This is a genomic window from Janthinobacterium rivuli (assembly GCF_029690045.1).
GTDB lineage: Bacteria > Pseudomonadota > Gammaproteobacteria > Burkholderiales > Burkholderiaceae_D > Janthinobacterium > Janthinobacterium rivuli.
In genome coordinates, this window is the sequence record NZ_CP121464.1 from 4,344,174 (window position 1) to 4,368,046 (window position 23,873).

Sequence of the window (23,873 nt, forward strand, 5' to 3'; positions counted from 1 at the left end):
CTTTGCATCCTCCTCAGGCGAGCGGGCAATCGGCGGCCAGCCAGGATGCGAAATCATCGGCGGCCAGCTCGAAATCGTCGCGCTGCATCGAGCCATGCCCCACCAGGTAGACGGCACGGTCGGCGCCATCGAGTGCCAGCATGACGGCGCGCCCGCCGCTGTCGTCGCCGATGGTCATGTAGCCGGGGCAAAATTGCTGCGTCTCATACGTTTCATTGCGTTCCCGCAAGCTTTCCACGCCATACAGCACTACCTGCTCGCCGCGCATCTCCTCTTGCCAGTCGTCGAGAAAGCGCCGGTAGTGCGCCGGCAAGGCGTGGCCCAGCCAGCGCTCGAGCGCTTCGACTTCCTGCTGGCTCACGCGGCGCCCTTGCGCCGCGCTTCCCACGTACGCCGCAGCAAGCCGTACAGGGCCGAGTCGCTGACGTGGCCGCCGACGATCCAGCGTTCAGGCAAAAAACCTTCCCTGTTGAAACCCTGGCGTTCCAGGGCGCTGGCCGAGCCGGCGTTGAGCGGGTCGATATCGGCTTCCAGGCGGTTCAGGTCGCGTTCGATGAACGCGTATTCCAGCAGCGCCGACAAGGCTTCGTGCATATAGCCCTTGCCCCAGTACGGACGGCCCAGCGCGTAGCCGATTTCGGCGCGGCGGTTCTGGCGGTGTTCGGAAAACAGGCTGCAGCTGCCCAGGTATTCGCCCGTCGCCTTCAGCTCGACGGCGAAGCGGAAGAATTCCTCTTTCTCGAAAGCGGCGCTGTCCTCGGCGATCTGACGCGCGGCGCGGCTGGCATCGGTCCACGGCGGTTCGCTGAAATAGCGCATCACTTCGGGATCGGCATGCACGGCGAACAGGGCCGCCTCATCCGATGGCTGCGGCTTGCGCAGGATCAGGCGTTCAGTGGTGAGGGTTTTCGTGTAGGCCATGCAACTCCAATCCAGGGTTCAAAAGGGGTGATGCTTATTATTCCATGCAACTATAACGATGTGGCAATTTTGTGATGCTGCTTTTAATGTACTATGGCAATATTTTCGACCATATCATTGATGCAACTTCATGATTCGCCTATGCACGCAGTAAAGGACGCAGCACCTACCGACGCCATCGCGGCGCAGCCCGAGGTCTTGAGCCGGCACAAGCGGCCGGTGATCGTCTGGGCCAGCATCGCCTTCTTTTGCATGTGCGCCATGCTGCTAGGCATGACCATCTGGATCGTCTGGTCTTCGCATGCGGTCCGCCTGCGCGAGGCCAGCACGGCGACGGAAAACATGGCGCGCGGCCTGGCGACGCAAGCGTACATGGAACTGGAAATTGCCGATGCGATGCTGGAAGATATTAGCGAGCACATCCGCAACGAAGGCAATAATGACGCGACCGGCGAACGGCTGCAATCGCATCTGCAGCAGCTATCGAAAAATATCGTGGAAATTGCCGGCGTCTTCATTTTCGACAGCCGCGGAGACTGGCTGGCCAGCTCGTCCGGCGCCGGGCAGGACGGCAACAATGCGGACCGCGATTACTTTACGTATCACCAGACGCATGCGCAGCTGGGCAGCCGCATCAGCGCGCCCGTGCGCAGCAAATCAAGCGGACAATGGGTCTTGCCCGTGTCGCGCCGGGTGGAATTAGCGGACGGCTCCTTTGCCGGCGTGGTGCTGGTCACCCTGGGGCTCGCCTCTTTCGAACGCATCTACGATAGCCTCAACCTTGGCAAAACGGGCACGGCGTTCTTTGCTCTCGACGACGGCACCTTGATCTACCGCCGGCCGTTCCAGCCCAATGTCATCGGCATGGATATTTCGTCGGGCGCACTCTTGCGCGCCTACCGCGAAAAAGGGCCGGTGGGCACGGCCATGATGACGGCAAAGGTGGACGAAATCGAGCGGCTGTACAGCTATCGCCATCTGGAACGCTTTCCCGTCATCGTGGCGGCAGGCTTGTCGAAGGAAGACATCTTCGCCGAGTGGCAGCGCTTGAGCATGCAAATCGTGCTGGCGTCGCTGGCGGCGGGGGCGGCGCTGATCTACCTGTTCCGCAAGCTGATGCGGCAGATTGCCGTACGCGACCGTATCGAAGCGAGCCTGCGCGTGGCCACGACGGAGCTGCGGCACGCCAACGCCGACCTGGCCGCGCGGGCGGCGCAGGACGGCTTGACGGGGCTGGCCAACCGCCGCTGTTTCGACGAGACCCTGGCGCATGAACTCAAGCGCGCCCAGCGCAGCGGGCACGCGGTATCGCTGATCATGCTCGACGTGGATTTCTTCAAGAAATTCAACGATCAATATGGCCACGTGGCGGGCGACGCATGCCTGCAGGCGGTTTCCGGCGCCGTGGCGCGCAGCGTCGGCCGGGCCGAAGACCTGGCGGCCCGCTACGGCGGCGAAGAGTTCGCCGTCATCATGCCTGGCACCGGCGCGGCGGGCGCGCTGGAAGTCGCGCAAGCCATCCGGGCAGCCGTGGAAGCGCTGCAAATCCCCCACGCGGCCAGCGCGAACGGTGTCGTGACCGTCAGCCTGGGCGTGGCCACGCTGCAGCCCGGCCAAGACCGCCCCACGGAGAGCAGCGAGCTGATACGCGAAGCCGATGCCTTGCTGTACCAGTCGAAAAACACGGGCCGCAACCGCGTCAGCAGCGGCGAAACCGTAGCATGAGGCCAATCTTGTCCAGGAAAAAAATCACCCTCACCATGCCGGTCGCCATCATCGCACTGGCCGTCTGGCTGGGCTTGAGCATGGGCGGCCGCTGGCTGGAAGCGGCCGGCTACGCCTTGCCGGGCGCCGCCGTCACCGGCCGTATCGGCCTGTCGTGGGCGCTGGCCGCCCTGTTCGCGCTGGCGCTGCTGCTGGCGTCAAGCCGGCCGCGCGCAGCGGGCCTGTGCGCGCCGCAGCCATGGAAAACCGTGTGGCTCGTCTCGCCGCCCCTGCTGTATGCGCTGCTGATGCTGTTGCTGGCCTGGGCCGGCGGCTGGCCGCAGCCGCGCGTGCTGCTGATCGTCGCTGGCAATGCGGCGCTGGTGGCCATCTCGGAAGAACTGATGTTCCGCGCCATCTTGCTGCAGGGCATGCTGGACCGCTACGCCGTCTGGCCGGCCGTCCTGATGTCCTCGGCGCTGTTCGGCCTGGCCCATACGGCCAACGGCCTGGCCACGGGCGACGTCAGCGGCGCCTTGTGGCAAGCCGTGGCCGCCACCCTGCAGGGCGTCGGCTATGCGGCCATCCGCCTGCGCACCCGCTCCATCTGGCCGATGGTGCTCGTGCATGGCCTGTGGGATTACGCGCTGGTGACGGCCACCTTGCCCAACCCGGCCGAAGACGGCGCGTCCATCTTGCCGTACATCGCCCTGCTGGCCGTGCTGCCCTTGTGCCTGTACGGGGTCTACTTGCTGCGGCCCAGCCAGCGGGCGGCCTTGTTGCAAGCATAAGGAATCTGCATGGCGTTTTTTTCACGTGACTACGAGGTCTTCCTGCTGCTGGCCGCGCCCGGTGCAACGCCGCTCTGGGATGCGGAACAATGGACGCCGTTTGCCGCCAGCCTCGATGGTCTGATCGCGCAAGCCAGCACGCGGGGCAAGGCCGGCGTACGCAGCCATCAATACAATCCCAAGGGCAAACCGATTGCCTTTGGCCGTCTGGGCTGGGACGGCAAATCGCACGCCAGGTGGACGCACACGCCGGAAACGACGGAAGCGCGCTTCATGAGCCTGGAAGCCTGGGCGCCATCGTGGACGACCTGCGAAAAAGACGACCAGGCGCCCGATCTGTTCCTCGCCCTGGCCAATGAATCGCTGCTGGGCCGGGAGGGCAAGACATTGCAGTTCAGCCAGCGCCTGGTGTGCGCCATCGCCACGGACATGGGAACGGATGCGGCCGCCGCCCTGCGCCTATCCCTGGCGCAACTGGCTGCGCAGCAAGCCGCCGTCGTCTTCGCCCGCACGCAACGCCAGTGGGGCCGCGCCGCGTATGGCGGTTTCACGGGCGCCATCCAGGATATGCTGATCGGCGGCCTGTTCCAGCCCGGTGACCCGCATGCGCGGCCGCTCGATGCGGCCACGTTCCGCGAGCCGTGGGAAAGGCTGGCGCCAGCCTCCGCTTAAAACGTCCCCGGCAGCAAGATCTTTTTATCCACCTGCTGCAAGTCGCGCAAGCCGCAAAAGGCCATCGTCAGGTCGAGTTCATTGCGGATGATGTCCAGGCATTTGGTGACGCCCGGCCCGCCCATGGCGCCCAGGCCGTATAAAAACGGGCGGCCGATGTACACGCCTTTCGCGCCCAGCGCCACGGCCTTGATCACGTCCTGGCCCGAGCGGATGCCGCCGTCCATGTGCACTTCGATCTGGCTGCCGACGGCGTCGACGATGGCGGGCAAGGCTTCGATCGACGATTGCGCGCCGTCGAGCTGGCGTCCGCCGTGGTTCGAGACGATCAGCGCATCGGCGCCGCTTTCCACGGCCAGGCGCGCGTCTTCCGGATCCATGATGCCCTTGATGATCAGCTTGCCGCCCCAGCGCTGCTTGATCCATTCCACGTCGGCCCACGACAGGCTCAGGTCGAACTGCTGCTGCGTCCAGGCCGACAAGGACGACATGTCGGACACGGACGTGGCGTGGCCGACGATGTTGCCAAAACCCCGGCGTTTCGTGCCCAGCATGCCGGCCACCCAGCGCGGCTTGGTGGCCATGTTGATGATATTCGGAATCGTCAATTTCGGCGGCGCCGACAGGCCGTTGCGCAAGTCCTTGTGGCGCTGGCCCAGCACCTGCAAGTCCAGGGTCAACACCAGTGCGCCGCACTTGGCCGCCTTGGCGCGGTCGATCAGGCGGTTGATGAATTCGCGGTCTTTCATCACGTACAGCTGGAACCAGAACGGTTTCGTCGTGTTTGCCGCCACGTCCTCGATCGAGCAGATGCTCATGGTCGACAGGGTGAACGGCACGCCGAAGCGCTCGGCCGCCTGGGCCGCGAGGATTTCGCCATCGGCATGCTGCATGCCCGTCAAACCCGTGGGCGACAGGGCTACCGGCATCGACACGTGCTGGCCCACCATGGTCGAAGCCAGGCTGCGGTTTTCCAGGTTGACGGCCACGCGCTGGCGGAATTTGATCCTGGCGAAATCGTTGTTGTTGGCGCGGTACGTCGATTCCGTCCAGGAACCGGAATCGGCGTAGTCGTAAAACATGCGCGGCACCCGTTTCTGGGCCAGCACGCGCAAGTCTTCGATGCAAGTGATGATACTCATGCGTTTCCTCGGTCGATGGCAAGTCGAACCATGATCGTGCATTTGCCTGCAATTGTCTATCCGGCAGGCAATGCCGCCACACTTACCAGTTGCGCGCGCCGAGGATCTTCTCGCCCAGCGCCGTCAACTGCGCCTGCGGATAGCGCAGCTGTTCCTTTTCCTCGGGGTCGCCGGGAAACGCATAGCCTTGCGGCGCGCTACGCTCGCGCCAGCTTTGCACGCGCCAGTCGCGCAAGGATTGATTATCTTCCTGGGCGGGCGTAAAGGAAATATATTGCGCCAGGCGCACCTGGTCGGTGGACGTGTTCGGGCGGATGCCGTGCGCCAGCAGGCTATTGAAGATCAACAACTCCCCTTTCTTCATGGCGATGAATTCCATCGGGTACGGCACCGTCGCCAGATCCGGCTGCCACGGGTTGCGGTCCAGCGGCACGGTCTTGCGCCACGCCAGCAAGTTGTTGAACAGTTGCGGATAGCATTGAAAACCGCCGCTCTCGGGCGAGGTGTCGGACAGGGCCAGCACGCCTTGCACGTTGACGGGCAGCGGGTCGAGCGTCGTATCGGCATCCCAGTGGATGAAGCCGCCAAACTTGCGCTTGCCATTGTTCGGCGTGTTCAGGTTGGCGCGGTCGATGGTCACCCACAAATCCTGGCGGTCCCAGATGTCGACAAAGGCGTCATACACGCGCTGAGTCTGGCGGTTATCCCACAGGGTCTGGTTGTGATAGGCCTCGACCATGCCGGAACCATTGAGTTCTTTCATGGCATGGTCGCGCAACTGGTCCTGGTTCCAGGTGGCGGCGTCGTTCTGGTCGAGTCCCTGGAATTCCCACAGAAAGTCCGTTGTACGGCGCACCTGCTCGGGCGACACGGCATCCTTGACGATGACGTAACCGTAGGTTTGCCAGTGCAAAAAGTCGCTGTCGGACAGCACGCGCAGGGGCAGCTGTTTCTGGATGTCGCGCAACTGGGTCTGTTCCATGTAGGCCACGGACGGGTTGCCGGGACGGTCTTCGCCGTATTGGTATCGATCTTCTTGCATCGCTGTCTCCTGTGTTGGTGTGAGACAGATTGTGCTGCGACATTGCCGCGTAAAATGCGTGCGCAGCAACCAATACTGATACCATCCTGACTATCCACCACCTCAAAACGTCACAATGACGCCTTTATTCGAACAAGTCACGATCCCGACGGGCCACTCCTGGGGCTTGCTGTGGCGCGAACTCGAGGCCATTCCCTTCCTCTGGCACTACCACCCGCAGTTCGAGCTGACCCTGACGGTCAATGCGCGCGGGCAACGCTACATCGGCGACCACCTGGGCGATTTCGAACCGGGCGACCTGGTGCTGCTGGGGCCGAATTTGCCGCACACGTGGTCGGCCAGCGAGCGCATCGACAGCACGCAGCCCATGCTGGCCGTCGTCGTGTGGTTTTCGCTGGAATGGGTGGAGCAGCTGGCCGCCTGCTTTCCGGAATTGCACAGCTTGCGGCAACTGGCGCGCCGCGCCGGCCCCGCCCTGCATTTTTCGCCGGCAACGAGCGCGCGCAGCGCGGCCAGGTTGCTGCAATTGAATGAACTGCCTGTGCCGCAGCGCCTGCCGCTGCTGCTCGACGTGCTGCTGGACCTGGCCGGCGATGGCAGTGCGCAGCCGCTGGCGTCGGAAGCGCTGGCGCCGGTGCATGCCGATGGGCAGCAACAGCGCATGGCTATCGTGCTGGACTACATGCACGCGCATTTCCGGGAAGAGATCGCACTGGAAATCCTGGCGCGGCGGGCGGCCCTGTCGCTGGGCGCGTTTCATCGCTGTTTCAAGCGCCACGCGCATTGCACGCCGGGCGAATACCTGGCGCGGCTGCGCATCGGCCGCGCCTGCCAACAGCTAATCGAAAGCAATCTTGCCATCGCCGTCATCGCGCAAGAGGCGGGCTACCGCAACCTCGCGCATTTCAACCGCCAGTTCCGCGCCGCCAGGCACGTCACGCCGCGCGCGTTTCGCCTGCAATACCGGCGCGGCGCCACAGGCACAGCGTAAATCCATTCGGAAACGAAAAAGGGGATCAGATTTTACAATCTGACCCCCAATATTCTGGTGCGGCTGGCAGGAATTGAACCCACGACCCCTTGGTTCGTAGCCAAGTACTCTATCCAGCTGAGCTACAGCCGCCTAAGACAAGATTATAGCAGGGCTTTGCAGAATGGCAAAGGGCGCCGCCGCGATATTTCACAATTGAGATACCAACTGAGATACCACCACCCAGGTGCCGCGACAGCGCGCGCGACCTGCACCGACTGGCTGGCATACGGAAAATATTTTTTAAGCATCTAAATATAACACTGTTATTTAATAGTATTATATTTAAGATAATCAAACAGATTCCAACCGTCCCATCCATCCATGCAGAGGAAATAATGCGCCCCACCTTTACCTTCTCCACATTCGCAACGGCATGCGCCTTCGCCGCAATCTTTGCGACGCCAGGCGTGCAGGCCCAGACCATGATGAGCATCATCGCCTTGCAAGGCGATGCCGCGCCGCCGCCCGTGGTGTTCATCTCGGATACGGGCCGCGAAGGCCTGTTTTACCTGTCCGGCACCGGTTCCGCCACCGATGCCGACGGCGCCACGGTCATTCTCAGCGGCAACAAACTGTACAAGCGCGCCTACAGCGGCGCCTTGCACGCGAAATGGTTCGGCCTGTCGGAAGCATCGAACAACAATACCCCGGCCGTCACCGCCGCCATCAGCAAGCTGAAATCCGGCCAGGAACTGGTGATCGATGCCGGCGAGTACAAATTCCAGGGCGCGCTGCGACTGCCCGCAAACAAGCGCATCCGCCTGACGTCGCTGGGCACCCTGTTTTTCGGGCCAGGCGACGGCCTCATCGTTGAGAACACGCACGATGTGTACCTGGAAAAAGTCGTCGGCCTGAGCTGGACCAGCGCCACGCCCGATTACAGCAGCTACAGCGGCTCGGGCGTCACCCTGCTCAATGCCAGCAATACCAATCTGAATGCACGCTGGATCGAGGGATTCAGAAATGGCATCAAGGTTACGGGCGATGGCAGCGCCAAGGGGTCCCAGTACAACAAGGTGCAATTCAATTATCTGTACCAGAACGCGGTGGGCATCTACCTGACGACGGAAAGCACGGGCAGCAAGAACTGGGTCAATGAAAACACGTTCACAGGTGGCCGCATCGCTGGCGAAACGGGCTTGCGGGCAGAGAAAGGCCCGAACCAGACGGATTACTTCAACGGCAACAAGTTCTACAACATCGGCTTCGAAAGCCTGCTCAACGGCATCGATGTCGACCATTTCAGCCACAACACGATCATCGCGCCCCGTTTCGAGCAGGTGCAATATGGCATCAACCTGAAATCGAATACCTACAGCAATACCATCATCAGCAGCAGCATTTACGAAGGCAGCTTCGTCGGTGGCGGCGTGCCGGGCAATGCGGGCAAGTACACGACCGTGCTGGGAACCTTGCTGACGACGGGCGGCATGATGTCGGGGGCGCTCAGCATTTCGAATTACGAAGGGAAATTCCTGTCGCTTAACAGGGACCCCAGCCACAGCGCGAATAGCGCGACACTGGGTAAAATCCTGAGCCTGTCCAACCTGGTCAATGTCGTGCCATAAGCGCGACGCGGGCGGAAATGCAAAAAACCCGGAAAGCGAGCTTTCCGGGTTTTTCTTTACTGCTGATACTGGTGCGGCTGGCAGGAATTGAACCCACGACCCCTTGGTTCGTAGCCAAGTACTCTATCCAGCTGAGCTACAGCCGCAAACTCTGACACACTTCGCCGGACGGCGCGAAGCTTGAAACTTTCATCAAGATGAAGCGAACTCCATCTTGGCAATACTGGTGCGGCTGGCAGGAATTGAACCCACGACCCCTTGGTTCGTAGCCAAGTACTCTATCCAGCTGAGCTACAGCCGCAAAACTTCTACAACATTCCATCAACAACATGGAGGCGAAACTTGGTACAGCAAAACCAGGCAAAGTCTGATTTTCAGTATTCTGGTGCGGCTGGCAGGAATTGAACCCACGACCCCTTGGTTCGTAGCCAAGTACTCTATCCAGCTGAGCTACAGCCGCGCAGGCAAACATTATAGCGTATTCATTTCGCTTTGAAAAGTTCGATTTTTCAATCGCTTAGCTGATTTTGCAGCAATACTGCCCCGCAAGATCGACTACCTTTTCACTGCCAAAAAGCTCACGCCTTTTTATCGATGGACACTTCCGCTTTCACAGGAGCCTCCAGCGAATCGAGAAGTTGCTGTCTCGAAAGAAGCGGGATTATAGGGACTGCTTTCCAGCCTGTCCAGTGCTATCTGCAAGTGGCGCGCAAGCGTGCGGAGGCGCCGCGCCGCTTGGGGCTACAATACCAGCCAGACAGGGGCGCTTGTGCCTCCCCAATTCATGACGGCGGGCATTGACCAACATGACCCATTTAACTGAGCTGAGCGGCGGCGGCCCGGCGAGGCAAGAGCCCGTGCGGCAGACTCACTGTTGCAGGATTTCCGATGGCCAAGCCTGACCGCACGCAAGATCTGCTGCCTCCATCAGCGCCGCTGAGCCTCTCCGACGAGCGCCTGGCCAACTTGCTGGAAGGCATCACCGACGGCTTCTGCCTGCTCGACCGCGACTGGACCATCCGCTATATCAATACGCGCGGCGCCGACATGCTTGTACCGCAGCGTCCGCCTGGCGCCAGCCTGGCAGGCAACAATTTGTGGCAAGCCTGTCCCGCCTTGCAGGGTACCGAGCTGGAAACGCAGTACCGGCGCGCCATGGCGCAGCAGCACAGTTGCAGCTTTGAACTGTTGTATCCGCCGCTGGGGCGCTGGCTGGAAGTGCGCATCTTCCCTTCCAGTGACGGCCTGACCACGTACATCCAGGACATCAGCCAGCGCAAGGCGACCGAGGAAAGCTTGCGCCACAGCGAGGAAGGCTTGCGCGCGCTGGCCAATTCCATTCCACAACTGGCCTGGATCGCCAGCTTCGACGGCACCATTGCCTGGTACAACCAGCGCTGGCACGACTACACGGGCACCAGCGCCGAACAGATGGCGGGCGACGGCTGGAGCATCGCCTATGACGCGCAGCATTTGCCGCCCATGCTGCACGCGTGGAAGGCCGCCTTGCGCGATGGCACGCCCTTTGAAATGGAATTCCCCATCCGCGGCGCCGACGGCCAGTACCGCTGGTTCCTGACGCGCGCCAATCCCGTGCGCGACCGGGGCGGCCAGCTGCTGCGCTGGTTTGGCACGAGCACCGACGTCGACCAGGTCAAGCGCGCGCAGGAAGCCTTGCGTGATGAAACGCGCGTGCTCGAGTTGCTCAACAATACGGGCGCGGCCCTGGCCGGCACCCTGGACTTGCCGGCGCTGCTGCAGGAAACCGTCGATGCGGCCACGCGCATCAGCGGCGCGCGCTTCGGCGCCTTTTATTATGACGATGCGGGCGAGATCCACGACGGCGCCGCCCACCTGCCGTCGGCGCGCGCCGTCAACGGCATCAGCCTGTACCAGGCCGAGGCCATCGCCACGGAACTGCGCCAGGGACCGGCCATGCGGCAGAACGACTTGCTGGCCGCGCCCGACGCCAGCGCCGACGGCGCACCGCCGCTGCGCAGTTGCCTGAGCCTGCCCGTCAGCTCGCGCTCGGGCCTGATGCTGGGACGCTTGCTGCTGGGCCATCCGCAGGCGGGCATGTTCAGTGCGCGCAGCGAACGCATCGTCTCGGCCATCGCGGCCCAGGCCGCCGTCGCGCTCGACAATACGCGCCTGTACGCAGCCGCCACGCGCGCCGCCGAAGAGCGCAAGGTGCTGCTCGACAGCGAACGCGAGGCGCGCGCCGAGGCCGAGCGCACGAACCAGTTGAAAGACGATTTTCTCGCCACCCTGTCGCATGAACTGCGCACGCCGCTGTCGGCCATCCTCGGCTGGGCTCAGGTGCTGCGGCGCGGCACGCGCGACCAGGCCGACCTGCACCGCGGCCTGCAAAGCATCGAGCGCAACGCGCGCGCACAGGCGCAGCTGATCGAAGACTTGCTCGACATGAGCCGCATCACCTCCGACAAGGTATTGCTCGACCTGCAAACCCTCGCGCCCGCCAGCATCATCGCCTCGGCCATCGAAACCCTGCGCCCGGCGGCCGACGCCAAGCACATCGCCATCCACAGCAGCATCGCCAGCGACGCGGGCAACATCACGGGCGACCCCAGCCGTATTCAGCAAGTGATCTGGAACCTGCTGTCGAATGCCCTGAAGTTCACGCCGCAAGGGGGCCGGGTCGATATCGGCGTGCGCCGCGAAGCATCGCGCCTGGCCATCACGGTGACCGACAACGGCGTCGGCATCAAGAAAGACTTCCTGCCCCACGTATTTGACCGCTTCCGCCAGGCCGACGCCTCGACCACGCGCCGGCACGGCGGCCTGGGGCTGGGACTGGCGATCGTCAAGCACCTGGTGGAGCAGCATGGCGGCACGGTCGCCGTCAGCAGCGCCGGCGACATGCAGGGCACCAGCTTTACCGTGCGCCTGCCGCTGGGGACGCCGGCCGCTGCCGCGCGCCAGGCGGGCAACGCCCCGTCCGCCAGCCATGACTTGCGCGGCGTCACGGTGCTGCTGGTCGATGACGAAGCCGATGCGCGTGAACTGACGGAACGCATCTTGCGCGACAACAACGCCGATGTACACGGCGCCGGCAGCGTGGCGCAAGCGCTGCAACTGCTGGAGCAGGTGCACCCCGATGTGCTGATCAGCGATATCGGCATGCCCGACGCCGACGGTTTCGACTTGCTGGCGCAAGTGCGCGCACACGCTTCCCCCGATATGGCGCGGCTGCCCGCGCTGGCGCTGACGGCGTTCGCGCAACCGCAGGATCGCCAGCGGGCGCTGGCCAGCGGCTTCCAGGCCTGGGTCTCGAAACCGCTCGACCCGGCCGAGCTGGTGACGGCCGTGGCGCAACTGGCCGCTGCGCACGCTGCCACGGAGCGCAAAACACCACCCTAAAAAGATGATGCAAAGAAATACATAGTGCAGTACAAAATGACTATTTTCATGGGTTGGCCTTCCTACTTTCAGACGCGGCACTGTCCTACAAGCAACTATGCTGAAGTTTGCTACACTGAAATGCAGAAGCACACCTGCACGGCAGGCTGGAGACGGCGACCTTGGCCGGCGAGGACGACAGAAGCGAGCTCATGCGCTGTTGTGCGCCCTATCTTGTTGCAAGGCGCTACTATCATCCGACCGCCGCCAGCCCCTGGCTGCGGTAAAAGCCCGTGTTGCATAGACCGTATAACCGAGACCCTACATGCCCAGCCAAGATGAGATTTTGAAAGCCAAAATTTTGGTCGTCGATGATTCCCCCGACAATGTTGACCTGATGCTGGAAATCCTGCGCGATGCCGGCTACACCGACGTCACGGCCACCATGCGGCCGGCACAGGTCTGCCCTCTGCACCGGGAGCATTGCTACGACCTGATCTTGCTGGATCTGCAAATGCCGGAACTCAATGGTTTCCAGGTCATGAAAGGCTTGAAGGAAATCGAACATGGCGGCTACCTGCCCGTGCTGGCCCTGACGGCGCAACCGAGTTTCAAGATCGCCGCCCTGGAAGCGGGCGCGCGCGACTTCATCAGCAAGCCCTTCGACCTGATGGAAGTGCACAAACGCATCCACAACATGCTGGAAGTGCGCCTGCTGTACAAGGAACTGGCGCAATACAGCAAGCAGCAGCAGGAACTGGCGCTGCACGATCCGCTGACGGGCTTGCCGAACCGGCGCCTGCTGGAAGACCGCATCGAGCATACCTTGCAGCAATCGGCCCGCAGCCGCGGCAAATCGGCCATCCTGTACCTGGACCTGGACGGCTTCAAGGCCATCAACGACAGCTACGGCCACGGCTATGGCGACGACATCCTGAAAATGGTGGCGGCACGCCTGGTGGGCGCGTCGCGCAAGGAAGACACGGTGGCGCGCATCGGCGGCGATGAATTCGTCATCGTGCTGGGCAACCTGGCCGGCAAGGGCGACGCGCGCGAACCGGCGGCCAAGCTGATCGAAGTCATTTCCGAACCGTATTTCATCAACGACCTGACCCTGCGCCTGTCGACCAGCATCGGCATCGCCATCTACCCGGACGACGCCAGCACCGTCGAATCCCTGCTCGGCGCGGCCGACACGGCCCTGTATGAAGCCAAGCGCGCCGGCAAGAACCGCTTTTGCTGCACGCCGCACGAAGTGATCGCGTCGCAGGTCAACATGCAGAAAAGCAGTATTCCGTCGATCGCCTGACCTGACTTTTACGCCCCGCGGCACATAAAAAAAACCGGCAAGCCGGTTTTTTTTATGCATGGGCCATCTTATTTCTTGCCAGCGGCTGCCTCATGCTGGCCCGCATGCTGGTGGTCCGTTTGCGCATCAACGGTTTCCGGCGGCACTTCGATGCGCGTGATGCCGGCATCGACGGAGATCGGGTCGCTGGCGGGGAAGGTCATTTCCACGGCGTCGTCGAGCAATTCTTCCTTGGCCCGCTCTTCGCCGCTCATGCCCTCTTCATCGGCCAGGATGGCCAGCGCGCTGGCCCATTTGACGAAATTGAGGTTGGACAATTCGCGCACGGTGGTCACGCCAAACGCTTGCTGCAAGGCCTTGGCGTCCTTCGGGCTGACGCCGCGCAGGGCGCTGATGGGCGCATTGACGATGTCGCGGAAGCTTTTGTCGAGGTATTCCTTGTCGACGATGGTATCGATATTCATGGCATGTCCTTTCGTTTCGATAAGCGGGCCAGTGCTGCATGGGGGAGGCACAGCCCCACTATGGCAGCGTAGAGCGCCCCGGTATGTGCGCAGCCGTACGTAACGGCAGGAACGGTAGCTGCTGGCGCAAACGATAATATTGCCTATAACATAAAAATGATGGAAGGAGATTAAAATTGCCGAAAAGACAGAAATTTTCCATCCATGCGCCCCGCGATGAAATCCTCATGTATGATCCACAACTTGAATTTGGTCCTCACCTTTCACCATTCACGGGGCGCTATGTCCGCACAAACAGATCCGATCAAGGAAACGGCCCAGGCCGATGCGGAACGCGCCGCCGATCTCAGCGAGTTGCTCGGTCATGTCAACACCAGCTGGGACAATGAACGGCGCGCCCTGTCGCGCCAGCTGCATGACAGCCTCGGTTCTTCGCTGACGGCGCTGACCATGCACTTGTCGCTGCTGACGCAAAAGATGCCGCAGGAAGCCGCCTTGCTCGACCGCGCGGCGACCATGAAGCAATTGCTGCTGAACGTGATCGAAACCAACCGCCAGATGCAGATGAAGCTGTGGAACGACAAGCTCGAGTTTCTCGGCGTGAATGTAGCGCTGGGCGAGCTGGCCGCGCAATTTGCCGAACAGCACAAGATCGCCGTGCGCTGCAGCCTGCCCGAAGATGAACTGATTTGCCCGCGCAACGTGGGCGTGGCCCTGCTGCGCACCCTGGAAGAAGCGCTCGGCAACATCGCCGCGCACGCCCACGCCACGCAGGTGGACATCATCATCGATGACAATGACGAGGCACTGATGATGACCGTCAAGGATGACGGCGTGGGGCTGCCAGCGAGCGAACACGTCGAAATGAGCAAACACGGCCTGCGCGCCGTGCGCGAGCGCGTGCATTACCTGGGAGGCACCCTGAGCCTGGCAGCCAATCCGCAAGGCGGCACGGCCCTGACCGTGGTCTTGCCGCGCATTACCCCAAAAGAATAGTCTTTGCCAGGCCGCATCGGGCCAGAACACTGCCGGAGCGCCCCGAACCGCAGAACGATTCGACGACAGGAGACCGCATGCAACGACTCATCCCCACCCTGCTGGCAGCGCTGCTGGCCACGGGCGCCGCCCAGGCCGCCGACAAGGCCGTGCCGCCGCCGGAAACCGTGGACAAGCTGGCCTGGCTGGCCGGCTGCTGGAACGTCGACGGCGCCGAGCCAGGCTCCGGCGAACAATGGAGCACGGCTGCGGGCGGCACCCTCCTCGGCACCAGCCGCACCGTCAAGGGCGGCAAGACGACGGCCTTTGAATTCGTGCAGATCCGCCTCACCGATCCGGGCCAGCTGGCCTACATCGTGCAGCCGTCGGGCCAGCCGCCCGTGATCTTCAACCTGCTGCGCCAGGAAAAGCCGAATGAATTCATCTTCGCCAACCTGGACAATGACTTCCCCAGCCGCATCAACTACCGCCACGACAGCGAGCGCATCTTGCATGCCAGCATTAGCGGCACCTTGAAGGGCAAACTCACCACCATCGACTTCCCCATGACGCGGGGCCGCTGCGAAGCGGCACCCGTCACGCGCAGCAAATGAAAAGGGGCCTCGCGGCCCCTTTTTGATGGAATAGCAACGGCTTAGTGCAGCTTGACCTGTGGCGTGCTGCGCTTGATCAGGAAACGCCCCATGGCCATGACGGCCGTGCGCACGCTGCCCAGCACGGCGTTATGGTGCATCAGGTGCAGGCTGACATACATCATGCGGGCGACAAAGCCTTCGACGAACCAGCTCAAGCCCTTCAGCGAACCCATCAGGGTACCGACCGAGGTGGTGCGGCCGAACGACACGAGCGAACCGTAGTCCAGGTATTCATAGGGCTTGGTTTGCGGCGGCTTGCCCTTGGCTTGCAGCAGGAAAGTTTTCAGCAGGTAATCGGCTTGCTGATGCGCGGCCTGGGCGCGCGGCGGCACCAGCTTGCCATCGGGCCCCGTGCAGGCGGCGCAGTCGCCCAGCGCGAAGATATTCGCGTGGCCCTGCACGTTGAGCATGCCCGTCACTTCCAGCTGGCCGGCGCGGTTGGTCGGCAAACCCAGGGTGGCCAGGAATTCCGGCGCGCGGATGCCCGCAGCCCACACGCAGATGTCGGCCGCATAGCTGGTGCCGCTGGCTACCGTCACCTTGTCGGCTTCGATCGTGGTGACGCGCGTATCAGTCACCACGCTGATGCCATGCTGGTGCAGCAGTTTCGAGGCGGCAATCGACACGCGCTCGGGCAACGGCGCCAGGATGCGCGGCGCCCCTTCGAGCAGGGTGATGCGCACATCCTTGATGGCGTTGAGATTCTGGAAACCATACGCCGCATACACGCCGCTCGCTTCGCGCAATTCGGCCGCCAGTTCCACGCCCGTGGCGCCGCCGCCGATGATGACGATGTCGACACCGGGATGGCCCGCGTCGCCCTGGCGCTGCTCGGCCATGGCCAGCAGTTTCAGCAGGGTCAGACGGAAACGTTCGGCGTCTTCCGTGGCATTCAGGGAAATCGTGTTTTCCTTGGCACCAGGCACGCCGAAGTAATTCGAGGTGCTGCCCACGGCCAGCACCAGCTGGTCGTAGCTGACGGTGCGCTGCGGCAAGAGCTGCTCATCCTTGTCCGTGGCGATGGCGCCCACAGTGAGGCTGTTCGAGGCGGCGTCGAGCGCGATCAAAGGACCATAGACATAGGTAAAACCATTGTCGTGCGCCAGCATCTGGTACGACAGGCCCTCTTGATGAATGTCCAGGGTGCCGGCCGCCACTTCATGCAGCGACGGCTTCCAGATATGGTACAGGCGGCTGTCGACCAGGGTGACCTGGCCGGCGCCGAGCTTGCGGCTGAGTTTGCAGGCCAGCTCCAGGCCGCCTGCACCTCCCCCTACGATAACGATTTTACTATGCAAAGATCCTCCTGTTTATTAATCCCTGTGCCCGTTGCCGTGACCATTGCCATTGCCATTGCCATGGCCTTTGCCCGGCTTGTTGTCATGCTTGTCGCGCTTGTCATCATGCTTGTCAAAGTGCTTGTCATGCTTGTTGTCATGACGGCCGCGGTCGCCGTAATCGGGACGGCCATGGTCGCCATGCTGCTGGCGGTAACGGGGCACATATTGGTTGTTATACCAACTATCTTGAACGAAATATACCTCTTGGTTACAGGCATTATACTTGCGGCAGTGCTTGGACCAGTTTTTCGCATGGCCGGGCGGCACGCGCAAATAGATGGGACGGGCCGAATAATATTGCGGGCGCTGCACGATGACAGGCTGGGCATAAATCAATTGCGGCGCGGGATAGTCGCCTATGTCGAGACGTCCGTAAAAGCCTGGCTGGCCGACGGTGACAGAGACGCCGACCTGGGCGACGGCAGCGGTAGCTGCCGACAGCAAGACGGCGGCAAGAATCAGGGTTTTCATGGGGACACTCCTTTTATCAGTTATGCCGCAATTGTAGACCTTGTGTGACCAACTGTTTGTTCGCAAGGACACATAAGGATGGCCGTGGCAATCTCACCACAGTTTGCCCAAGGGCACGACCAGGCCGCTGAACAGCGACCAGTCCGGCGACGCCGCCGTCAAGCCGCGCGCCATGCCGATGTCGATGGCCAGCCGTGGCGTGGGACTGTAGGTGGCGGCCAGCAGCAATTGCGCCGTGGCCGGCGCGCCGCGCAGGCGCGTGCCCGATACTTCCGCCGTGGCGCCCCAGCGCTCACTGACGGGTGTGGAAAAGGAGGTGGCCCAGCCCGTTTGCACCCTGCCCGTACCAGGGTCGGAGGCCCCCAGGCGCGTGGCGTTCAAGTTGGCGTCCAGGTGCACGGCACCCAGGTCGCGGCTGAAAATGCCATTGAGCGACACGTCGCTCTTGCCGCTGCCGATGCTGTCTTTGGCTGTGGGCAATTTCCAGCCCAGTTCCAGGCCCAGCGCCGTGGCGCTGTCGAGCAAAAAGGCGCGCTTGAGCACGACCGTCGTATCGCCCACGCCCGTCTCGCGCCGGCCCGTGTCATCGCGTGCGCGCACGACACCCTCGCCTTCGAGCAACACGCCCCATTCGGGCGTGAACGCCAGTTTGAAGGTATATGGCAGACTGGCGCGGCGCGTGTCATCCGTTTTCGACAGCAGGCCGCCGGCCTCGAATTCCAGCTGGCCCGGCACGGGCAGCTGGGCGGGGCTGGCCACGGAAGGACGGTAAGGCAGGACGGGATTGCCCTGCTGTGCCTGCGCCAGGGGCGCCAGGGACAGCAGCAGGGAGAAGCAAAGCAAGCGGGGAAATAACATGAAAGACCCGGAAGTGGTAAACGCGCAATAGCGACAGCCTACCACCGCCGCGCCGATTGCGCCCGAGCCAGCCCCGTTTCAGGCCAGGCGCCGCACGTCCTGCCTGGCGGCTGGCGCTGCCCGGCGCAACGGCGTGACGTTGCTGGCCGCTGGCACAGCCATCTGTTGCGCCTGGGCATGCAAGCGGAATACGCCCACCAGTTCCGTCAGGGTCTGCGCCTGGTCCAGCAGCGATTCGGCCGCCGCGGCCGCCTCTTCCACCAGGGCCGCGTTTTGCTGCGTCACCTGGTCCATCTGCAGCACGGCCTGGTTGACTTGCTCGATGCCGGCGCTTTGCTCGGCGCTGGCGGCCGTGATTTCCTGCATGATGTCGGCCACCTGGCGCACGCTGGCGACCACTTCATCCATCGTCTTGCCCGCGTCATGCACGAGTCTGGAGCCGATCTCCACCTGCTCGACGGAGTCGCCGATCAGGGTCTTGATTTCCTTGGCGGCACTGGCCGAGCGTTGCGCCAGGTTGCGCACTTCGGACGCGACGACGGCGAAACCGCGTCCCTCCTCGCCCGCCCTGGCCGCTTCCACGGCCGCGTTCAAGGCGAGGATATTCGTCTGGAAGGCAATGCTGTCGATGACGCTGATGATGTCGACGATCTTGCGCGACGAGGCATTGATCGACTCCATCGTCTGCACCACCTGCCCCACCACGGCGCCGCCCTTGCCGGCCACGTCGGATGCGGCGCCGGCCAGCGCATTGGCCTGGCGTGCATTGTCCGCATTCTGCCGCACGGCCGACGTCAGCTGCTCCATCGACGACGCCGTTTCTTCCAGCGAACTGGCCTGCTCTTCCGTGCGGGACGACAAATCGAGGTTGCCCTGGGCGATTTCACCCGAGGCCGTGTTGATGGTGTCCGTGCCCGAACGCACCTGGCTGACGATGCCCACCAGCTTGTCGCGCATGGTTTTCATGGCAAACAGCAGGCTGGCGCTGTCGTGGCTGGCCGTGCGGATGTCGACGGTAAGGTCGCCCTCGGCGATGGCGCCGGCGATCCTGACGGCATACGCCGGTTCGCCGCCTAGCTGGCGCGTCAGTCCGCGCGTGATCAGCGCCCCCAGCGCCAGGCCTGCCGCCACGCTGCCCAGCACCAGCGCGATCATGAAACTGCGGCTGGCCTGGTACACGCCGGATGCCTGCTCGGCCGCCGCCTTGGCCCGCGCTTCCTTCTGCAAGGACAATTTATCGAGCACGCCGTCGAGCTCGTCCGCATGCTGGCGCGTCTTGGCCAGCAGCGCCGTCAGCTGCGCGCTGCGCTGCGCCAGCGGCTCGGCCGCCGCCAGCGCCAGCGACTGCTGCAAGGTGCTCACATACTCGGCCTCAACGGTGGCGAAGCGGGCAAACAGCTCCTTGGCGGCCGGCGTGACGAACAGCGGCTGGGCCTTGGCCAGGTTGCTCTTGTTCTGTTCCAGATATTTGGCGATATCGGCCTGGCGCCCCGCGCGCTCTTCGCTGGTGGTCGCCAGCAGAAAATTGCTGCGCGCGCGGCCCACCTTGATGAGGGCGATATTGGCTTCCTTGATGTACGACAGCCCCAGCAACTCATGGTTGTACATCTGCCCCGCCATGGTGTCGATCTTGCCCATGTTGAAGATGCCGATGCCGGCCACGACGGCCCCCATCAGCGCCACGCAAAAGAAGGCCGCAAGCAGGCGCGTCCCCACTTTCATTTGATTCAACATGTTTCCTCCTAGACAAGACGATAGCCAATAATTTAAGCGTATGACTTGAATATAAGGAAAAAACGGCCACTAAAATGCTCGGATTGTCACTAAGCAACAATTCCTTGATTTAAAGCAACATGCCCTGGAGCTTGCCGTGTTAGCAAGCCCCTAGGGGCGGGAGCGTCAATGCCCGCTGTGCCCGCCTGGCTTGCGCACCGTCATTTCCACGCCACCCTTGGCCGGCAGCTTGCCCACACCCTGGCCGCGCACGGGTTCCGGCAAGGCGCCCGTCCATTCATAAGCCACGCTGCCGGCCGGGTGCTTGTACCAGCCCGGATCGCGGTAGTCGCCCGGTTTCTGGTCCTTGCGCACCTTGACTGTCGTAAACATGCCGCCCATGCCGATGGCGCCAAAGGGGCCGTCGCCGGCCATCATCGGCAGGGTATTGTCGGGGATCGGCATCTGCATGTCGCCCATGTCGGCCATGCCCCGCTCGCCCATCACCATGTAGCCGGGCACGAGCTGGTTGATCTTCGCGGCCACGCCCTGGTGGTCGACGCCGATCATGGTCGGCACGTCGTGCCCCATGGCATTCATCGTGTGGTGCGACTTGTGGCAGTGGAAAGCCCAGTCACCGAGGTCCGTGGCGGTAAACTCCACGGCGCGCATCTGGCCAACGGCCACGTCCGTCGTCACTTCGGGCCAGCGCGATTCGGGGCGTGTCCAGCCGCCGTCCGTGCCCGTCACCTCGAATTCATGGCCATGCATGTGGATCGGGTGATTCGTCATCGTCAGATTGCCCACGCGCACGCGCACCTTGTCGCCCTGGCGCACGACCATGGGGTCGATGCCGGGGAAGACGCGACTGTTGAAGGTGAACAGATTGAAATCCGTCATTGTCATGATCTTTGGCGTGTAGCTGCCCGGATCGATGTCATAGTTGCTGAGCAAGAAGACGAAATCGCGGTCCACCTTCATGAAGTTCGGGTCTTTCGGATGCGTCACCCAGAAACCCATCATGCCCATGGCCATTTGCGTCATTTCATCGGCATGCGGGTGGTACATAAAGGTGCCGGGGCGCTTGGCGACGAATTCATACACAAAAGTTTTACCGGGGGCGATGCCGGGCTGGGTCAGGCCCGTGACGCCATCCATGCCGTTCGGCAAGCGCTGGCCGTGCCAGTGCACGCTCGTATGTTCCGGCAATTTATTCGTGACAAAGATGCGCACGCGGTCGCCCTCCACCACTTCAATCGTCGGACCTGGCGACTGGCCGTTGTAGCCCCACAAATTGGCCATCATGCCGGGCGCCAGTTCGCGCACGACGGGTTCGGCCACCAGATGGAATTCCTTGACGTTGTTGTTCATGCGCCAGGGCAAGGACCAGCCGTTCAGGGTGACGACGGGATTGTATGGACGCCCGTTCGGCGGTGGTGGCGGCGCCTTGGTGTCGGCGCCGGCCATGCTGACGGCTTCCGGCAACGAGGCCGCACCGACTCGGCTGACGGCCGCCGCACTCAGGGCGACGGCGCCCGCATTCATGAAAAAGTTTCTACGTGTAATCATCATTATTCCTTCTCGGCTGGGCCGCTGCCATTGATGGCCGACTGCAATGTTGTTTGGGCGATCCAGAAATCGCGCTGGGTCTCGATGGCGCCGTTCACGCTGGCCACCTGCTCGCGCGCATCGGCCAGCAGTTCGAACACGCTGGCCAGCATGCCGTTGTAACGCAGCAATACTTCATGCGAGATCGTCTTGCGCAGCGGCACGACCTCATCGCGGTAGTGGCGCGCCAGGTCGTAGGCCGTGCGGTAGCTGGAATACGCCTCGCGCACTTCCGAGCGGGCCCGCACCGCCGTGCCCGCCGTGCGCTGCAGCGACTGTTCATACAGCGCTTGCGCCTTGGCATTGCGCGCCGAACCCCAATCGAACAGGGGCAGTTCCAGCGACACCTCATAACCGTTTTCGCGCGGCGCCTCGCTGCTGCTCTTGTTGGTGTAGCCCACGTCGAGCACGTTGACGAAACCCGTCACCTTCGACAAGCCCAGCGCATCGGCCGTCGCATGCGCGTCGAGTTTCGCGCTTTGCACGTCGAGCCGCTGTTCCATCGCCTGCGCCTCGATATTGCCCGCCTCAGCCGCCTGGGCCGGCAAGTCGGGCAGGCGCGGCGGCAAAGTAAAACTGGTCTGCTTGCCCCACAGGCCCAGCAAGCGCGTCAGGTGCTCGCGCGTCACCAATGCCTGGTGGCGGGCGCGCGCCAGGTCGCTGACGGCGTCCGCGTAAAACACTTGCTGGCGCGCCTGGTCGAGGCGGCTCCAGTTGCCCGCCTGCCGCAAGCGCGTGGCCAGTTCCGCACCCGCCTCGGCCGACAGCAGCGCGCGCTGCATGAACTGTTCCGTCTGCACGGCGGCCACCGCATTGAAGTAGGCACGACGGGTGTCGGCCGCCAGTTGCACGGCGCTGCTGGCGGCTTGCAGCTTGGCTTGCTCGAAACGGCCCCGCTCGATGTTCAAGCGCATCGGCATGGTCAGCAGGCCGGCCAGGTCGAAGCTGACGCCGCGGTCGATTTCGTTGCCGTGGCTGCCATGCGAGCGGCCGAACGACAGGCCAGGATTGCGCAAGCGCCCCGCCTGCACGAGGTCCGCTTCGGACGCGCCCAGTTCGGCCAGCGCCACCTTCATGCCGTGGTTGTTCATCAGGGCGATGCGCACGGCGCTGTCGGCGTCCAGGGGCTGGGCCAGCAGGCTAGCCAATTTTTCCTCGCCCCCCTCGCCGGCCAGCGCTGCGGGGGCGCCCGTGCGGACGTCGGCCAGCGTGGACACCGTCCGCATGCCGCCATCCTGGCTGAAGCTGGCGCAGCCGCTCAGCAGCAAAACGGCCGCCAGCGCCAGCGGCGTCAGGCAAGTTGATTGTGTGAAACGGGCCATGTCAGTGTCCTTCATGCTGGTGGTGCTGATGTTGCGGGGCAGGCTTGGCATCTGGCTTGGGGCTGGGGTTGGGCTGGGCCATCGGCATCTTGTGCCCTTCCATCTTGTGCCCTTCCATCTTGTGGCCATCCATTTTCATCATGCCCATGTGGCCGCCGGCCTTGCCGACTTTGTCGTTGACGGCGCGCCAGGTCTGGTCGGGCGTGGCGTCTTCCTCGGCGGCGGGACGGTAGCCGGCAAAGGCGGAGCGGTAAGTGGTGGCCGGCACGGATGCTTGCGCCTCTTGCGGGGCGGACGGGGACTGCGCTGCGGCAGCCAGCGGCAGCACAGCCAGCGCGAGGCTGAACAGATATTTCATGGTATTCCTTGAATCACAGGGTATGGCGCGGCGGGCGCGCGACTGGAACGCTGGCGCGGCCGGTGCAAGGCTCAGGATGCTGGGACGTGCGACGGCGGCACCGCCAGGTTCAATGGGCGGTCAGGCGGAGCGTGTGCTTCTCGGGGGACGTTCGGGACCAGGCGGTATATGCCCGGCGAACAGGGAATCGGGCGCCAGCGCCGGAAGCGGCGCGCGCAGGGTCAAGGCGTGCAAGGCCGGCATGCCGGGCGGCGCCGTGGCGCCCACGGTGCAGGCGCCATGGTTGCTGCAATCGTGGCCGTGATGCGTGGCGCCGCCATCGTCCATGGCCATTTTCATCGGCTGGTCCGCCATTTGCATGTCGGCCATGTCGTGGCACGTGGGCGCCTCGATTGCGACAGCCGTGACGTTGACGGCGACCGCCAGCTCGTCCACGCAGCAGCTGCGCATGGCCGACGCAAAGCCCTGCAAGGGCAGCGTGACGGCTAGCAGCCAGAGCAGCGAGCGGGCGAGAAAGCGGAAAAAGGCACGGTTCATGGCACAACTATAAACCTTCCCACATGAGG

The 23,873-nt window shown here is 63.1% G+C and carries 22 protein-coding genes and 4 tRNA genes; 9 read left to right on the top strand and 17 right to left on the bottom strand.

The window, feature by feature from the left end; all coding sequences use genetic code 11:
* Positions 1-13: 13 nt before the first annotated feature.
* Positions 14-361, bottom strand: a complete 348-nt coding sequence (locus P9875_RS19725) for an SMI1/KNR4 family protein (protein WP_278316369.1) — start codon at positions 359-361, stop codon at positions 14-16.
* A complete protein-coding gene (locus P9875_RS19730; protein ID WP_035820044.1) occupies positions 358-921 on the bottom strand; it encodes a GNAT family N-acetyltransferase in 564 nt (187 codons plus the stop codon). The genes P9875_RS19725 and P9875_RS19730 overlap by 4 nt, the downstream gene beginning before the upstream one ends.
* A gap of 141 nt (positions 922-1,062) precedes the next feature.
* Between P9875_RS19730 and P9875_RS19735 the strand changes: the two genes are divergently transcribed.
* Genes P9875_RS19735 through P9875_RS19745 form a run of 3 tightly spaced genes read left to right on the top strand, consistent with a single transcriptional unit; the run spans position 1,063 to position 4,088 of the window.
* Positions 1,063-2,646 (top strand): GGDEF domain-containing protein, encoded by a 1,584-nt coding sequence (locus tag P9875_RS19735; RefSeq protein WP_278316370.1) that lies wholly within the window; start codon positions 1,063-1,065, stop codon positions 2,644-2,646.
* A gap of 8 nt (positions 2,647-2,654) precedes the next feature.
* Entirely contained in the window at positions 2,655-3,416 is a 762-nt protein-coding gene (locus P9875_RS19740; RefSeq protein ID WP_278316371.1) for a CPBP family intramembrane glutamic endopeptidase, read from the top strand.
* Positions 3,417-3,425: 9 nt separating this feature from the next.
* Entirely contained in the window at positions 3,426-4,088 is a 663-nt protein-coding gene (locus tag P9875_RS19745; RefSeq protein WP_278316372.1) for a hypothetical protein, read from the top strand.
* Here P9875_RS19745 and P9875_RS19750 read toward each other — a convergent pair.
* Both P9875_RS19750 and P9875_RS19755 read right to left on the bottom strand, forming a co-directional pair.
* Positions 4,085-5,230: an alpha-hydroxy acid oxidase gene (locus tag P9875_RS19750; RefSeq protein ID WP_278316373.1), complete on the bottom strand. Its 1,146-nt coding sequence runs from the start codon at positions 5,228-5,230 to the stop codon at positions 4,085-4,087. The two genes, P9875_RS19745 and P9875_RS19750, sit on opposite strands and share 4 nt — an antisense overlap.
* Positions 5,231-5,312: 82 nt before the next feature.
* Positions 5,313-6,272 carry a phytanoyl-CoA dioxygenase family protein gene (locus P9875_RS19755; RefSeq protein WP_278316374.1) on the bottom strand — a complete coding sequence of 320 codons (960 nt, stop codon included), beginning with the start codon at positions 6,270-6,272 and terminating at the stop codon, positions 5,313-5,315.
* 115 nt (positions 6,273-6,387) lie between these two features.
* On the opposite strand from P9875_RS19755, the gene P9875_RS19760 reads away from it, so the two are divergent.
* Positions 6,388-7,263, top strand: coding sequence for an AraC family transcriptional regulator (locus P9875_RS19760; RefSeq protein ID WP_278316375.1), 876 nt, complete (start codon positions 6,388-6,390; stop codon positions 7,261-7,263).
* 55 nt (positions 7,264-7,318) lie between these two features.
* Here the strand turns inward: P9875_RS19760 and P9875_RS19765 are convergent.
* Positions 7,319-7,395 (bottom strand) — tRNA-Arg (locus P9875_RS19765).
* 332 nt (positions 7,396-7,727) lie between these two features.
* On the opposite strand from P9875_RS19765, the gene P9875_RS19770 reads away from it, so the two are divergent.
* Entirely contained in the window at positions 7,728-8,873 is a 1,146-nt protein-coding gene (locus P9875_RS19770) for a NosD domain-containing protein (RefSeq protein ID WP_176388486.1), read from the top strand.
* 69 nt (positions 8,874-8,942) lie between these two features.
* On the opposite strand, the gene P9875_RS19775 is transcribed toward P9875_RS19770, so the two are convergent.
* The 3 genes from P9875_RS19775 to P9875_RS19785 all read right to left on the bottom strand — a co-directional run bounded on the left by P9875_RS19775 (position 8,943) and on the right by P9875_RS19785 (position 9,333).
* Positions 8,943-9,019, bottom strand: a tRNA-Arg gene (locus tag P9875_RS19775).
* A 78-nt stretch (positions 9,020-9,097) separates the two neighbouring features.
* Positions 9,098-9,174, bottom strand: a tRNA-Arg gene (locus P9875_RS19780).
* An 82-nt stretch (positions 9,175-9,256) separates the two neighbouring features.
* A tRNA-Arg gene (locus P9875_RS19785) sits at positions 9,257-9,333 on the bottom strand.
* Between the two features lie 428 nt (positions 9,334-9,761).
* On the opposite strand from P9875_RS19785, the gene P9875_RS19790 reads away from it, so the two are divergent.
* Positions 9,762-12,254 carry a hybrid sensor histidine kinase/response regulator gene (locus tag P9875_RS19790; RefSeq protein ID WP_278316376.1) on the top strand — a complete coding sequence of 831 codons (2,493 nt, stop codon included), beginning with the start codon at positions 9,762-9,764 and terminating at the stop codon, positions 12,252-12,254.
* Between the two features lie 304 nt (positions 12,255-12,558).
* On the top strand, positions 12,559-13,542 hold the full coding sequence (locus P9875_RS19795; protein WP_035820059.1) for a GGDEF domain-containing response regulator: 984 nt from the start codon (positions 12,559-12,561) through the stop codon (positions 13,540-13,542).
* A 68-nt stretch (positions 13,543-13,610) separates the two neighbouring features.
* Here P9875_RS19795 and P9875_RS19800 read toward each other — a convergent pair whose 3' ends face one another.
* Positions 13,611-14,006, bottom strand: coding sequence for a hypothetical protein (locus P9875_RS19800; protein WP_035820061.1), 396 nt, complete (start codon positions 14,004-14,006; stop codon positions 13,611-13,613).
* Between the two features lie 282 nt (positions 14,007-14,288).
* Here P9875_RS19800 and P9875_RS19805 point away from each other — a divergent pair, with 282 nt between their 5' ends.
* On the top strand, positions 14,289-15,002 hold the full coding sequence (locus P9875_RS19805; protein ID WP_278316377.1) for a sensor histidine kinase: 714 nt from the start codon (positions 14,289-14,291) through the stop codon (positions 15,000-15,002).
* Positions 15,003-15,079: 77 nt separating this feature from the next.
* On the top strand, positions 15,080-15,595 hold the full coding sequence (locus tag P9875_RS19810) for a DUF6265 family protein (protein ID WP_278316378.1): 516 nt from the start codon (positions 15,080-15,082) through the stop codon (positions 15,593-15,595).
* 41 nt (positions 15,596-15,636) lie between these two features.
* Here P9875_RS19810 and P9875_RS19815 read toward each other — a convergent pair whose 3' ends face one another.
* The 8 genes from P9875_RS19815 to P9875_RS19850 form a co-directional block, all read right to left on the bottom strand.
* Positions 15,637-16,935, bottom strand: a complete 1,299-nt coding sequence (locus tag P9875_RS19815) for an NAD(P)/FAD-dependent oxidoreductase (protein WP_035820065.1) — start codon at positions 16,933-16,935, stop codon at positions 15,637-15,639.
* Positions 16,936-16,950: 15 nt separating this feature from the next.
* On the bottom strand, positions 16,951-17,448 hold the full coding sequence (locus P9875_RS19820; RefSeq protein ID WP_099400563.1) for a hypothetical protein: 498 nt from the start codon (positions 17,446-17,448) through the stop codon (positions 16,951-16,953).
* A gap of 93 nt (positions 17,449-17,541) precedes the next feature.
* Complete coding sequence (locus P9875_RS19825; protein WP_278316379.1) at positions 17,542-18,306, bottom strand: transporter; 765 nt, start codon at positions 18,304-18,306, stop codon at positions 17,542-17,544.
* 78 nt (positions 18,307-18,384) lie between these two features.
* Entirely contained in the window at positions 18,385-20,040 is a 1,656-nt protein-coding gene (locus tag P9875_RS19830; protein ID WP_278316380.1) for a methyl-accepting chemotaxis protein, read from the bottom strand.
* A gap of 165 nt (positions 20,041-20,205) precedes the next feature.
* Positions 20,206-21,588, bottom strand: a complete 1,383-nt coding sequence (locus tag P9875_RS19835; protein ID WP_035820068.1) for a multicopper oxidase family protein — start codon at positions 21,586-21,588, stop codon at positions 20,206-20,208.
* Positions 21,589-21,590: 2 nt separating this feature from the next.
* On the bottom strand, positions 21,591-22,949 hold the full coding sequence (locus P9875_RS19840) for a TolC family protein (protein ID WP_278316381.1): 1,359 nt from the start codon (positions 22,947-22,949) through the stop codon (positions 21,591-21,593).
* 1 nt (position 22,950) lies between these two features.
* Entirely contained in the window at positions 22,951-23,307 is a 357-nt protein-coding gene (locus P9875_RS19845) for a hypothetical protein (protein ID WP_278316382.1), read from the bottom strand.
* A gap of 120 nt (positions 23,308-23,427) precedes the next feature.
* Positions 23,428-23,844 carry a hypothetical protein gene (locus P9875_RS19850; RefSeq protein WP_278316383.1) on the bottom strand — a complete coding sequence of 139 codons (417 nt, stop codon included), beginning with the start codon at positions 23,842-23,844 and terminating at the stop codon, positions 23,428-23,430.
* Positions 23,845-23,873: the final 29 nt, after the last annotated feature.